Source organism: Citrobacter sp. C6_1 (assembly GCF_014596835.2).
Classification (GTDB): Bacteria; Pseudomonadota; Gammaproteobacteria; order Enterobacterales; family Enterobacteriaceae; genus Citrobacter; species Citrobacter pasteurii.
Map to the genome: position 1 here is coordinate 2,273,591 of NZ_CP115031.1, position 13,846 is coordinate 2,287,436.

At 54.2% G+C, this 13,846-nt stretch carries 12 protein-coding genes; 3 read left to right on the top strand and 9 right to left on the bottom strand.

Translation table 11 applies throughout. The features are described 5' to 3' along the window. Nucleotides 1-11 precede the first annotated feature (11 nt). Complete coding sequence (gene pptA, locus IB196_RS11090; protein WP_005126786.1) at nucleotides 12-239, top strand: tautomerase PptA; 228 nt, start codon at nucleotides 12-14, stop codon at nucleotides 237-239. 28 nt (nucleotides 240-267) lie between these two features. On the opposite strand, the gene IB196_RS11095 is transcribed toward pptA, so the two are convergent. Continuing rightward, on the bottom strand, nucleotides 268-840 hold the full coding sequence (locus IB196_RS11095) for a flavin reductase family protein (protein ID WP_149692284.1): 573 nt from the start codon (nucleotides 838-840) through the stop codon (nucleotides 268-270). A gap of 158 nt (nucleotides 841-998) precedes the next feature. On the opposite strand from IB196_RS11095, the gene nhoA reads away from it, so the two are divergent. Continuing rightward, complete coding sequence (gene nhoA, locus IB196_RS11100; RefSeq protein ID WP_188231630.1) at nucleotides 999-1,844, top strand: N-hydroxyarylamine O-acetyltransferase; 846 nt, start codon at nucleotides 999-1,001, stop codon at nucleotides 1,842-1,844. A gap of 58 nt (nucleotides 1,845-1,902) precedes the next feature. Here nhoA and IB196_RS11105 read toward each other — a convergent pair whose 3' ends face one another. From IB196_RS11105 to IB196_RS11135, 7 genes are all read right to left on the bottom strand, one after another. Continuing rightward, a complete protein-coding gene (locus IB196_RS11105) occupies nucleotides 1,903-2,796 on the bottom strand; it encodes a PhzF family isomerase (protein ID WP_005126789.1) in 894 nt (297 codons plus the stop codon). 98 nt (nucleotides 2,797-2,894) lie between these two features. After that, complete coding sequence (gene narI / locus IB196_RS11110) at nucleotides 2,895-3,575, bottom strand: respiratory nitrate reductase subunit gamma (protein ID WP_003020109.1); 681 nt, start codon at nucleotides 3,573-3,575, stop codon at nucleotides 2,895-2,897. After that, complete coding sequence (gene narW / locus IB196_RS11115) at nucleotides 3,572-4,267, bottom strand: nitrate reductase molybdenum cofactor assembly chaperone (protein WP_040231033.1); 696 nt, start codon at nucleotides 4,265-4,267, stop codon at nucleotides 3,572-3,574. Before narW ends, narI begins: the two co-directional genes overlap by 4 nt. Then, on the bottom strand, nucleotides 4,267-5,811 hold the full coding sequence (narH, locus tag IB196_RS11120) for a nitrate reductase subunit beta (protein ID WP_151219257.1): 1,545 nt from the start codon (nucleotides 5,809-5,811) through the stop codon (nucleotides 4,267-4,269). Before narH ends, narW begins: the two co-directional genes overlap by 1 nt. Continuing rightward, nucleotides 5,808-9,548: a nitrate reductase subunit alpha gene (locus IB196_RS11125; protein ID WP_155021065.1), complete on the bottom strand. Its 3,741-nt coding sequence runs from the start codon at nucleotides 9,546-9,548 to the stop codon at nucleotides 5,808-5,810. The genes narH and IB196_RS11125 overlap by 4 nt, the downstream gene beginning before the upstream one ends. Nucleotides 9,549-9,597: 49 nt before the next feature. Further along, complete coding sequence (locus IB196_RS11130; protein ID WP_149692287.1) at nucleotides 9,598-10,983, bottom strand: NarK family nitrate/nitrite MFS transporter; 1,386 nt, start codon at nucleotides 10,981-10,983, stop codon at nucleotides 9,598-9,600. Nucleotides 10,984-11,195: 212 nt separating this feature from the next. Continuing rightward, complete coding sequence (locus IB196_RS11135) at nucleotides 11,196-11,774, bottom strand: TetR family transcriptional regulator (protein WP_005126793.1); 579 nt, start codon at nucleotides 11,772-11,774, stop codon at nucleotides 11,196-11,198. 116 nt (nucleotides 11,775-11,890) lie between these two features. Between IB196_RS11135 and IB196_RS11140 the strand changes: the two genes are divergently transcribed. Continuing rightward, entirely contained in the window at nucleotides 11,891-13,378 is a 1,488-nt protein-coding gene (locus IB196_RS11140) for an MFS transporter (RefSeq protein ID WP_005126794.1), read from the top strand. On the opposite strand, the gene IB196_RS11145 is transcribed toward IB196_RS11140, so the two are convergent. Continuing rightward, nucleotides 13,379-13,759, bottom strand: coding sequence for a GFA family protein (locus IB196_RS11145; protein WP_086523677.1), 381 nt, complete (start codon nucleotides 13,757-13,759; stop codon nucleotides 13,379-13,381). Nucleotides 13,760-13,846: the final 87 nt, after the last annotated feature.

A 13,846-nucleotide genomic window follows, 5' to 3' on the forward strand; every position in this document is an offset into this window, starting at 1 on the left:
AGGAATCTGCTATGCCGCACGTCGATATCAAATGTTTTCCTCGCTCCCTTACCAACGAACAAAAAACCGCGCTGGCGGCGGATATTACCGAGGTCATTATTCGTCATTTGCAAAGCAAAGACAGCTCGGTCAGCGTAGCGCTCAATGAAATTGAGCCTGACGCGTGGCAGGGCGTGTGGGATGCGGAAATCGCACCGCAGATGGACACGTTGATTAAAAAACCCGGCTACAGCATGTGAACGAGAACGGGCGATTATTGCGCCCGTATTATTCAGCCGCTGTTATACGTTTCCCGCTGGTGACAAACGTTCCGGCGCCAAGGTGATGCAAGGTATTGAGTTTGCCATCATCAAACTGCCAGCGTCCTTGCACAAATACCCGCTCATCGGCAGCGGCAGAAACCACTTCGCCAAACAAGGTATCATATTTGTCCTGGGCCGCTGTGGCAGGAAGCAGGCGGCATTCCATCCAGCCGAGACACTTGGCTTCTATTAGCGGTAATCCCAATACCGGGCCGTTGACCACCGGAATGCCGTAGCAGTTGAACTTATCTTCTATTCGGCCAGAAACACTCCCGACGGCATAGGTCCAGTTTGTCGCGGCAACCCCTGGAATCACAATACCAAATTGACCGCTACGCTCGATCAGTTCGCGCGACCAGGCGGTCTTGTCGACAACAATGGCCACCCGCGGTGGGGCAAATTCCACGGGCATTGACCACGCGGCCGCCATCACATTGCGCCGTTCTGTATTCGCATCACGGCTGGTTATCAAAATGGTGGGGCCGTGATTAAGCAGTCGGCTGGCGTGTTGTAATTCAACCGGACGAAAATGACTCATAGCGACTCCTCGACAACATAAAAATGACATCACAATAAACATAGATAGTAACGGGATTAGCGATTTTGTCGCCTCGCCGGGGTGAACAACGCACAAAATCGACGGCGTAAAAGTAAAAATGCGTTATAAGTACAACATTCAACAAACAGGAATCCCGTATGACGCCTTTTTTAAACGCTTATTTTGCCCGTATTGGCTGGTCAGATGTGCCCAACGCTGACATTGAAACGTTGAGATCGCTGCATTTACTGCATAACGGTGCCATACCCTTTGAAAATCTTGATGTGCTGCTGCCGCGCGAAATGCAGCTTGACGATTTGTCCCTTGAAGAGAAGTTGGTTACTGCCCGCCGCGGTGGCTATTGCTTTGAACAAAATGGGGTATTTGAGCGGGCGCTACGCGAAATCGGTTTTAACGTACGCAGCCTGCTCGGTCGCGTGGTGCTGGCGAATCCGTCAAGCCTGCCGCCGCGCACGCATCGTCTGTTACTGGTTGAATTGCAGGGTGAACAGTGGATCGCCGACGTTGGATTCGGCGGACAAACGCTGACGGCACCGATTCGTCTGCAGGCCGACATTGAGCAGCAAACGCCACACGGCGAATATCGCCTGGTTCAGGAGGGGGACGACTGGATCCTGCAGTTCCGCCATCACGATCACTGGCAATCAATGTACCGATTCGATCTGGTGGTGCAACATCACAGCGATTATCTGATGGGCAATTTCTGGTCCGCGCACTGGCCGCAGTCGCATTTCCGCCACCATCTGCTGATGTGTCGCCATTTACCCGACGGCGGCAAGCTGACGTTGACCAATTTCCACTTTACTCATTATCAGGATGGTCACGCGGTAGAGCAGATTAATCTGCCTGACGTCGCCAGCCTGTATACGCTGTTGCAGGAACGGTTTGGACTGGGTGTAGATGACGTGAAGCATGGGTTTACCCCGGATGAGCTGGCGACGGTCATGGCGGCGTTTGACACGCATCCGGAGGCGGGGAAATAGGGGCATCGGAAGTCATGCCGGATGCGGCGTTATCGCCTTATCCGGCCTACGTGAAGATTTAAAAATCGATCGCCCATTCGGCGTGAAACAGGATCACGGCAGAGCCGGAAATCGTCACTTTCTCTGGCTGGTTATCACGGATAGTCACCGTCACATCAACAATACCGTCGCGTCCCAACGCACGGCCCTGATGCCCCTGAACACGTAGCGTTTTCCCGTCATGCGGCATCAATCCATGTTGAACCAGCCACGCGCCCATTGGACCGTTGGCATTGCCGGTAACCGGATCTTCCACAATACCAATAGCGGGCGAGAACATGCGGCCATCGGTGGCGTTTTCGCCCTTGCGAATTTGAAAAGGGAAGAACCCGTTACAGCCAATTTGCTGGCTGATAGCGGTCAGGGCAGGCAAATCCGGGGAAAGGGCGTCGAGGTCCACCTCAGGCTTCAGCGCAATCATTACTTTAGAGTGTCCGGTGGTGGCTACCTGAATGGGTAATCCGGGCAGCATATCGTCTTCGCTCAGGTGTAGTGCATCGATTATCGCGGCACGTACAGCACCTTCCAGCGGAGCTTCGAATCCAGGTATGCCTTGTTCAAGACTGATGCGATAGTCATTGTCACTCGCTTCAATATCGACCCGATGACGACCGGCGAGTGACGTTTGCCAGACGGTCGTATCACCCAGCCCCAACACGTTGGCGCGTACATAATGTGCGGCGACGGTAGCATGCCCACAGATGGGCACTTCGACCGTTGGCGTGAAGTAGCGAATATGAACATCGCTGTCGTCACTGGTCAGTAGAAAAGCAGTTTCCGAATGACGCAGCTCACGCGCAATCAACTGCATCTGGGCGTCACTCAATCCGTCAGCATGCAATACCACTCCCGCTGAATTGCCGCGAAAGGGTACCGAGGTAAATGCATCGACGTGATAAACCTGTGGTTTCATTAGCGTTCTCCCTGGGATGGAGAAGCATCATAACGTACAAAAAGCGGGATAGCGATCCAGGCCCGGTAAGCGCAAGCGCTACCGGGCAGCAGAGAAAATTAGCGGCGCGAACGCACTATCTGATAACGGCGGGTAAAGTACTCAAACGGCGCACTCCACACGTGGACTAGTCGGGTGAACGGGAACAGCAGGAAAATGGTCATCCCCAGAACCAGATGCACACGGAAAATCCACGCCACGCCATCCAGATGCGCAGACGCACCGCCCTGGAAGGTCACCACCGACTGCGCCCAACCGACCAGTTTTAGCATTTCACTGCCGTCAGGATGCTGTGCAGAGAACGGGATAGTGGTTAAACCGAGGATGCATTGAATCAGCAGAACGCAGAGGATCAGAATATCGGCGGTCGAGGAGGTTGCGCGAATGCGCGGGTTAGTCAGTCGCCGCACCAGCAGACCCGCGCCACCCACCAGCGTCAGCACGCCACAAAGTCCGCCGGCAATCATCGCCATCTGCTGTTTTACCGCAATCGGTAGAAACCAGGCATACATCCAGTGCGGCGTTAACATGCCAAACAGGTGTCCGAAAAAGATCCCCAGAATGCCGATGTGGAACAGGTTTGACCATAGCACCATGCCGCGTTTGTCCAGCATCTGGCTGGAAGACGCGCGCCAGGTGTATTGCCCGTAGTCGTAGCGTAGCCAACTGCCGAGGATAAACACCGTACCGCACAGGTACGGATAGATATCGTAAAAAAAGACGTTCAGGTACTGTATCATTTCGGACCTCCCGCGCTGACGTCGACATATTGAGGTGCCACGTCCTGGCTAAAGCGTCGTTGATAGTTTTGTAACGGTGAACTGTCACAGGCGGTGGCGTTATCTTCGATAAACTTCACCTGTTCCTCTTCCCAGACTGCATCCAGCGCCTGTCGGGTATCGTCGCGCGTTTCCGTGCCAACTTGTTTAGTGACACTGTCACTTGAAAGAGGGCTTCCGGCAAGCAGCAACAGCGCATCAAACAGTTGATACCACGGCGTATCGCGCTGTTTTAAGCGCCCGCCAAGCAACGCCAGAATCGGTGCGACGTTCTGCAGTCCTTCTTTGGCCTCCGCTTCCGGTAACACGCTTAAGTACTCAAGATACAACGGCAGGTGATCCGGCAGTTCGCGACAGTTAAGTTGCAGCCCGACCTTTTCATACTGCGCCAACAGATCGACCATTGCCTGGCCACGATCGCGGGACTCGGCATGCACGTGTTCAAACAGCAGCAGAGAGGTGGCCCGACCCCGGTCAAAGATTTCGCACCATTCGGCTTGTTTATCCAGTAACGGCGCATTGAGCAGCGCCTGGCTAAAATCGCTCAGCATGGGTGCATCGCTGGCCACTAGCGCCAGCGCGTCGTCTTTGCACTCCCATAGCATCTCGTCGGGATATTCCATCAGCAGGCCGATAACCTTCAGGATTTGCATTATTCACCCTCCGCTTTATCGCGTACTTCGGTGATGTCGATGGCATCAATACGGCTACTGTTGAACAGGTTGAATTTGGTATCTGAGCCATGGCAGCCGTCACCGAAGGTAAAGCCGCAGCCGTTTTTCTCCGGGAAGGCATCACGCGCCATTTCGCGATGGCTGGTTGGGATCACAAAGCGGTCTTCATAGTTGGCGATGGCCAGATAGCGGTACATCTCCTCAACCTGTTCAACGCTCAGGCCCACTTCCTCAATCGCACGGGTATCCGTGACACCTTCGACGGTTTGCGAACGCATATAGTGGCGCATCGCCATCATCCGTTTTAGCGCGCGCAGTACCGGGCCGGTATCGCCCGCGCTAAGCATATTGGCGAGGTACTGAACCGGAATTCGCAGCGACTCAACCGCAGGCAAAATGTTGCCATTGTGCGGCAGTCCACCGGCGTCAGCAATTGACTGAATCGGTGACAATGGCGGCACATACCAGACCATCGGCAGGGTGCGATACTCCGGGTGCAGCGGTAGCGCCAGCTTCCAGTCCATCGCCATTTTATAGACCGGTGAACGTTGGGCCGCTTCGATAACGTTATGCGGAATCCCCTGTTTCAGCGCTTCTTCAATCACCGCTGGATCGTTCGGGTTGAGGAACACATCGCACTGGCGCTCGTAGAGATCGGTTTCATGCTCGGTGCTTGCTGCTTCCTCGATGCGGTCGGCGTCGTACAGCAATACGCCGAGATAACGGATACGCCCGACGCAGGTTTCTGAACACACCGTCGGCTGACCGGACTCAATACGCGGATAGCAGAAAATGCATTTTTCTGACTTACCGCTCTTCCAGTTAAAGTAGATTTTTTTGTATGGGCAACCGCTGATGCACAAACGCCAGCCGCGACATTTGTCCTGGTCGATCAGCACAATGCCGTCTTCTTCACGCTTATAGATAGCACCGCTTGGGCAGGTGGCGACACAGCTTGGGTTCAGACAGTGCTCGCACAGGCGCGGTAAATACATCATGAAGGTGTTTTCGAACTGACCGTACATCTCCTTTTGCATCTTCTCGAAGTTACGGTCGCGGGCACGTTTTGAAAATTCGCCGCCAAGCAGTTCTTCCCAGTTTGGACCCCAGATAATCTTGTCCATCCGTTTACCATCTATCAGCGAACGCGGACGCGCGGTGGGCTGATTCTTGCTCTCCGGCGCGCTATGCAGATGCTGATAATCGTAGGTAAACGGTTCATAGTAATCATCGATTTGCGGGATCACCGGGTTGGCGAAAATTTTGGTGATCACGCCCATCTTGCCGCCGAGGCGCGGTCTTATCTTACCGTTGACATCGCGAACCCAGCCGCCTTGCCACTCTTCCTGATCTTCCCAGTTTTTCGGGTAACCAATGCCCGGCTTGGTCTCAACGTTGTTAAACCACGCATATTCCATCCCTTCACGCCCGGTCCAGACGTTTTTACAGGTGACGGAGCAGGTGTGGCAGCCGATGCACTTATCCAGATTAAGAACCATGCCTACCTGTGAGCGTATTTTCATTTTTTCGCCTCCTGTACCTGATCGCGACCTTCATCATCCAGCCAGTTAATATTTTTCATTTTTCTAATCATGATGAACTCATCGCGGTTAGAGCCGACCGTGCCGTAATAGTTGAAGCTGTATGCCAGTTGCGCATAGCCGCCAATCATGTGCGTGGGTTTCGGGCAGACGCGGGTGACGGAGTTGTGGATCCCGCCACGCATCCCGGTGACTTCGGATCCGGGGATGTTCATGATTCGCTCCTGGGCGTGATACATCATGGTCATTCCCGGCGGCACGCGTTGGCTCACTACCGCACGCGCGGTGAGCGCGCCGTTGGCGTTGAAGGCTTCAATCCAGTCGTTATCCTCAATGCCCAGCTCTTTGGCATCGGTCTCGCTGATCCAGACAATGGGGCCGCCGCGCGACAGCGTCAGCATCAGCAGGTTTTCACTGTAGGTTGAGTGGATCCCCCATTTCTGATGCGGCGTCAGGAAGTTGAGCGCTTTTTCCGGGAAGCCGTTAGGCGGAACTTCGCGCATTTCGCTGACGCTGCGGGTATCAATAGGCGGACGATACGCCACCAGACTTTCACCAAACGCACGCATCCACGCATGATCCTGATACAGCTGCTGGCGACCGGACAGGGTGCGCCATGGGATCAGTTCGTGGACGTTGGTATAGCCTGCGTTATAGGAGACATGTTCGCTTTCCAGGCCGGACCAGGTCGGACTGGAGATAATTTTGCGCGGCTGTGCCTGGATATCGCGAAAACGAATCTTCTCGTCTTCTTTGTTCAACGCCAGATGCGTATGGTCGCGTCCGGTCATCGCGCCCAGGGCCTCCCAGGCTTTCACTGCCACCTGTCCGTTGGTTTCCGGCGCCAGGGCGAGGATCACTTCCGAGGCATCCAGCGCGGTGTCAATCAGCGGTCGGCCTTTTGCCGGGCCTTCGCGTTTGGTGTAGTTCAGCTTGCCGAGGAAATCGACTTCCGCCTGGGTATTCCACGCAATGCCTTTCCCACCGTTGCCGAGCTTATCCATGAGTGGGCCGAGCGAAGTGAAACGTTCGTACGTGGCGGGGTAGTCACGTTCCACAACGGCAATATTCGGCGCTGTTTTCCCCGGCAGGAGATCGCATTCGCCTTTGCGCCAGTCCTGAATGTCAAACGGCTGTGCCAGTTCTGCCGGGGAGTCGTGTTGCAGCGGTTGCAATACCACATCCGTCTCTTGCCCAAGGTGCCCGACGCAAACTTCGGAGAAGACTTTGGCGATGCCTTTATAAATTTCCCAATCGCTCTTCGATTCCCACGCGGGGTCGACCGCCGCTGACAACGGATGAATAAACGGATGCATATCCGAGGTGTTCATATCGTCTTTTTCATACCAGGTGGCGGTAGGTAACACGATATCGGAGAACAGACACGTACTGGACATGCGGAAGTCGAGCGTCACCAGCAGATCGAGCTTGCCCTCAATCGCTGCAGACTGCCATTCAACCTCTTCAGGTTTAATGCCGTCGCTTGAACCGAGCGCTTCTCCCTGGATCCCGCTTTCGGTACCCAGCAAATATTTGAGCATGTATTCATGCCCTTTACCGGAGGAGCCGAGCAGGTTAGAGCGCCAGACGAAGAGGTTGCGTGGATGGTTTTTGCCGCTATCCGGCTGCTCGCAGGCAAAACGAATATCACCCGATTTCAACGCCTGCGTGGTGTATTCCACCACAGACAACCCCGCTTGTTCTGCCTTTGCCTTGACGGTCAGAGGGTTGAGGTTTAGCTGCGGCGCGGACGGCAACCAGCCCATCCTTTCGGCACGCACGTTAAAATCAATTAAATGCCCACTAAACTTCGACGCGTCGGCCAGCGGAGAGAGAAGTTCCTGAGCGGTGAGTTTTTCATAGCGCCACTGGCTGGAGTGGTTGTAAAAGAACGAGGTGCTGTTCATCTGACGCGGTGGGCGGTTCCAGTCCAGCGCAAAGGCCAGCGGTAACCAACCGGTTTGCGGCCGCAGTTTCTCCTGACCCACATAGTGTGCCCAGCCGCCGCCGCTTTGTCCGACACAGCCGCAGAACACCAGAATGTTGATCATCCCACGGTAGTTCATGTCCATGTGGTACCAGTGGTTAACGCCCGCCCCGAGGATGATCATCGAACGTCCATGCGTTTTGTGCGCGGTATCAGCAAACTCACGGGCGATTTGTTCGATATGACGGCGTGGCACGCCGGTAATTTGCTCGCCCCAGGCCGGGGTGTAGGCTTTCACTTCGCTGTAATCTTGTGCGCTATGAACATCATCCAGACCACGGTCGAGGCCGTAATTTGCCAGTACCAGATCATAGACGCTCACCACCGGGCAACGGCTGCCATCGGCGAGGGTAAGATGTTTTACCGGCAGTTGGCGAATCAGCACCGGCTCCTGCTTCACGCTGCGAAAATGTGGGTTTTCGTTGCCGCCGAAATAGGGGAATGCCACGCCGGTCACGTCATCATGCTGACCAAGCAGCGAAAGGGAGAGCTCTGTTTCCGCGCCAGCCGCCAGCGGCTCCAGGTTCCATTTCCCTTTTTCACCCCAACGAAAGCCAATCGAACCGTTCGGCACGACCAGTTCACCGTTGCTGTTAAACGCCACCGTTTTCCACTCCGGATTGTTGCTTTCGCCGAGACCATCGACAAGGTCTGAGGCGCGCATCATGCGACCAGGCACGTAGCTGCCATCTTCGCGGGCATCCAGCAGCACCAGCATTGGCATGTCGGTATAGCGGCGACAGTAATTGAGGAAGTAATCGCTGGGGTTGTCGAGGTGAAACTCTTTCAGGATGACGTGGCCCATTGCCATCGCCAGTGCGCTGTCCGTCCCTTGTTTGGGCGCCAGCCACTGGTCGCAGAGTTTGGCGACTTCAGAGTAATCCGGCGTAATGGCAATCGTCTTGGTGCCTTTGTAGCGTACTTCAGTAAAAAAGTGCGCGTCCGGGGTGCGGGTCTGCGGCACGTTAGACCCCCAGGCGATGATATAGCTGGAGTTATACCAATCGGCGGATTCCGGAACATCGGTTTGCTCGCCCCAGGTCATCGGTGATGCAGGCGGTAAGTCGCAGTACCAGTCATAGAAGCTCAGGCAGGTTCCGCCCAGTAGCGAGAGATAGCGTGTACCTGCGGCATAAGAGACCATCGACATTGCGGGGATGGGGGAGAATCCGGCCACGCGATCCGGGCCGTAGGTTTTTACCGTCCAGACGTTGGCGGCGGCAATCAGCTGATTAAGCTCTTTCCAGTTGGAACGGATAAACCCGCCGCGACCGCGTACCTGCTTGTAGCTCTGGCATTTTTGCGGGTCGTTGATAATGGATTCCCAGGCCAGCACCGGATCGGGCTGGCGGGACAGGGCGTCGCGCCACAGTTCGATTAGACGTTTACGCACCAGCGGATATTTCAGGCGGTTGGCGCTGTACAGATACCAGGAGTAGCTGGCGCCGCGCGGGCAGCCGCGAGGCTCATGATTTGGCAGGTCAGGACGGGTACGCGGGTAGTCGGTTTGCTGTGTTTCCCAGGTCACCAGTCCGTTTTTGACGTAGATTTTCCAGCTGCATGAGCCGGTACAGTTAACGCCGTGGGTAGAGCGCACAATTTTGTCGAATTGCCAGCGCTGACGATAGCTGTCTTCCCAGTCCCGGTTGGTGTGCATCACTTGCCCGTGCCCCTCGGCAAATGTCTCACCCTTTTGTTTAAAGTAGCGAAAGCGATCTAACAGTTTACTCATGACATAACTCCTGCTTCGAATAACGTTGCCTGCACAGGCCAAAGGATGACTATTTTTTTTGTGATTTACGGCCGTAGACCAGCCAGGTCACCAGCACGCAGACGATGTAAAACACGAGGAATATTTTCATGGCGCCTACCGGAGAACCGGTCAGCGCCAGCGATGAACCAAACGCTTTGGGGATAAAGAAGCCCCCGACAGCGCCAATTGCAGAGATAAATCCCAGGGCGGCTGCGGTATCGGTTACCGCTTCACGCTGAGCCTGTTCTTCAGTACCACCGCGCAGCTTCACCCGGTAAATGGTGATTTTGCGAAAGATCACCGCAATCATCTGGAAGGTCGAACCGCTTCCCAGACCAGCGGTCAGGAACAAGCCCATAAACACCAGGTAGAAGGCAACAAAGTTTCCTTCGCCAGAGCCGGGGAGAGTAAGAAACAGCAAGGCACTAAACAGCGCCATAAAGATGAAGTTGATTAACGTGACCCGTACACCGCCGAACTTGTCAGAGATCACACCGCCCGCCGAACGTGCCAGTGCGCCGATGAACGGGCCGAAGAACGCCAGTTGCAGAATATTCACGTCAGGGAACTGGGTTTTCGCTAACATGGCAAAACCGGCTGAAAAGCCGATAAACGAACCGAAAGTGGCAAGGTACAACAAGCTTAACAGCCACAGATGAAAGCGTTTGAGGACCGGTAGCTGAGAGGCGATTGAGGCCTTCGAACTGGCGATGTCATTCATTCCCATGCCCGCAGCCAGCGTTGAGAGCAGCAGCAGCGGAACCCAAATCCATGCGGCGTTTGCCAGTGACAGTAAAGAGCCATCAGGCTGCGGTACGCCTTGTACCCCTAAAAAGGTAAATAGGGGCAGGAAAATGACTAACGGCGCGATTAACTGCATCACGCTGACGCCGAGGTTACCGAGACCGCCGTTAACACCTAGCGCGCTACCTTGTTTCGCTTTCGGGAAGAAAAAGCTGATATTGCCCATGCTGGAGGCGAAGTTAGCCCCCGCAAAGCCACACATCAGCGCAATAATAATAAATACGCCAAACGGAGTAGCGGTATTTTGCACGGCAAATCCGAGCCAAACGCAGGGAATGACCAGAATAATGGTGCTAAAAATGGTCCAACGGCGCCCCCCAAATATAGGTACCATAAAGGAGTAGGGGACACGCAATATTGCGCCAGAAAGAGAAGGCAGTGCGGTTAATAAAAACAGTTGGTCGGTGGTGAAATTAAAACCAATTTTATTCAGATTGACGGCCACGGCGCTGAACAACATCCAGACGCAGAACGCCAGCAACAGACAACTCACTGATATCCATAGGTTTCTTCGGGCAATGTGCTTACCTTTATTTTCCCAAAAGGCAGGGTTTTCCGGTTTCCAGTCAGTTAAAAGATAACGATTATTTTTCTCATTTGATGCTGACATATTATTCTCCATGCACATGCCGTTCATGAAAAAGAAATAAACGCATACAGCGCCGCGCGGGTTCTTTTTAGAAACTATTGAAAAGTTTTGGGAATATTGACTGAAAGAATAGATAAAAAAGCGCAATAACGCGGCGTGATGAGGGAATTACACGTTGCTTAAGTGTTACCAATTGTAAATATAAAAGATGTATTATTAATTCATCTATAACATCAATTAACTAACTCTAACGTAATCATACGATCCAAATGGCGCTCGAACGCAGGATCGGCCATTTCCTCAATGCCTAATACATAGATGCCATCCAGACCGCATACCAGGGCAATTAAACGCCAGGCCACATCGGCAGCATCCGGGCGTGAAGAAAACTCACCGGCTTTCTGTCCCTGAGCGATGATAGCGGCGGTTTCTTCGTGCCACATCCGCATGGTCAGCAGGTAAGCGCTTTTGATTTCCGGATCTTTATCCGCCAGAACCTGCGCTTCACGCCACAGTTTAATATAGGGTTCGAATCCGCCGTCTTCGCTGCCCAACATGGCATGAAGCCGTTCACGAAAGCTGGCGTTTGCACTGACCTGTTCGGCATCCAGGAGGGTACGGATCAGTTGCACAAAAGCAAGGGATTTTAACTCACCGGCTGAAGTAAAGTGGTGGTGTACCTGTCCGGTGGACACCTGAGCCTCCGTTGCAATACGTCGCACTGTCATAGCGGTAAATCCTTCCTCAAGCGCCACGCGCATTGCCGCCTGCAGAATTACTTCCCGACGTTCATCCCGATTCAGATAGCTCATCGTTCCTCCCATACCCGTTTAGCACGCAGTGTAACAAAAAGTTGGACATGTGTTCAATTTTCCGTAGGATCGCTGAAGCTGGACATGTGTCCAGTTTCAGTTTCGAAGGGAATTTTATGTTTCGTCAGTGGTTAACGTTAGTGATTATTGTGCTGGTCTACATCCCTGTTGCGATTGATGCAACGGTGCTGCACGTTGCCGCGCCCACGCTGAGTATGACGCTGGGTGCCAGTGGTAACGAGCTGCTGTGGATCATTGATATCTATTCTCTGGTGATGGCCGGTATGGTGTTACCGATGGGGGCGTTGGGCGATCGCATCGGTTTTAAACGCTTGCTGATACTGGGTGGTGGGCTATTTGGTCTGGCTTCGCTGGCTGCCGCGTTTGCTCACAGTGCCGGATGGCTAATCGCGACCCGGGCCGTGCTGGCCATTGGTGCGGCGATGATCGTTCCGGCGACGCTGGCAGGTATTCGCGCCACCTTTGCTGAACAACGTCATCGCAATATGGCGCTTGGCGTCTGGGCTGCCGTCGGTTCCGGCGGTGCGGCATTTGGTCCCTTAGTCGGTGGTATGTTGCTGGAGCATTTCTACTGGGGCTCAGTGTTCTTAATCAATGTGCCCATTGTTCTGGTGGTGATGACATTGACCGCACGTTACGTGCCACGCCAGACCGGACGCCGCGAGCAGTCGTTAAATTTTGGCCATGCGATTATGTTGATCGTGGCGATTTTACTGCTGGTTTACAGTGCTAAAACGGCGCTAAAAGGGCATATGGCGACCGGGGTTATCGTATTGACGCTGTTAACCGGAGCAGTGCTGCTGTGGAAATTTGTTCGTATTCAGCTCGCGGCCTCACGTCCGATGATTGATATGCGGTTGTTCACCCATCGCATTATCTTAAGCGGCGTGGTAATGGCGATGACTGCGATGATCACCCTGGTGGGATTTGAGCTGTTGATGGCCCAGGAATTACAGTTTGTTCACGGTTTAACGCCGTATCAGGCGGGGCTGTTTATGCTCCCCGTCATGCTGGCGAGTGGCTTCAGCGGCCCGATTGCCGGTATGTTGGTTTCACGGCTGGGATTGCGCTGCGTGGCAACGGCAGGTATGGCGTTGAGTGCAGTCAGTTTCTACGGTCTGGCAATGACGGATTTCAGCACTCAGCAGATCCAGGCCTGGATATTAATGGCGTTACTGGGGTTCAGTGCCGCCAGTGCGCTACTGGCCTCAACGGCGGCCATTATGGCGGCAGCCCCGGCTGAAAAAGCCGCTGCTGCGGGGGCTATCGAAACCATGGCCTATGAACTGGGGGCCGGTCTTGGGATCGCGATTTTTGGTCTCTTGCTAAGCCGTAGTTTTTCCGCGTCGATTCTACCGCCTGCCGGCCTCAATGCGCAGGAGCTGGAACGTGCTGCATCGTCAATGGGTGAGGCGGTGCAATTAGCACATTCACTCTCGCCGTCTCTTAGCGACGCGTTGCTTGCAGCTGCCAGAGAAGCATTTACCTGGTCACACAGCGTGGCGTTGAGCAGCGCTGGCAGCATGCTTATCGTATTAGCGGTAGGGATGTGGTTCAGCCTGGCAAAAGTGAACCGTCAATAACTAGTGAGCTAAATGACAGGGGTAATCCATCGCTTCGACTTCTTTTCCACTCAGGCGAGCGTATTGCCCCGTCAACCGCCAGAACGCAGGCTGTGTTTCGGTATAGATTTCAGCCGCCAGAATCAGACGGCGACGATCCACCTCATTCAGCTCCAGCAATGTCCACGGAATAAAGTAACGATCGCTATCGGTCAGCGTAAACCACAAGGGGCATCCACAACCGGAACAGAAGAAACGTTCTCCGCGCGTTGATGAGGGAAAGTGCGAAGGTTCTGCTGAATCAGGGGAAAGTAGTGGATGACCGCTGGCTTCCAGATACATGGCGACACCACCGGACCATTTCTGGCACAGCGTGCAGTGGCAGGCATAGACATCAAGCATTTCGACGTTTACGGTAAAATGACTCTGTCCGCAAAGACAACGACCAGTGAACGTCTGCACGGCATACTCCTTATGACCGAGTCTACA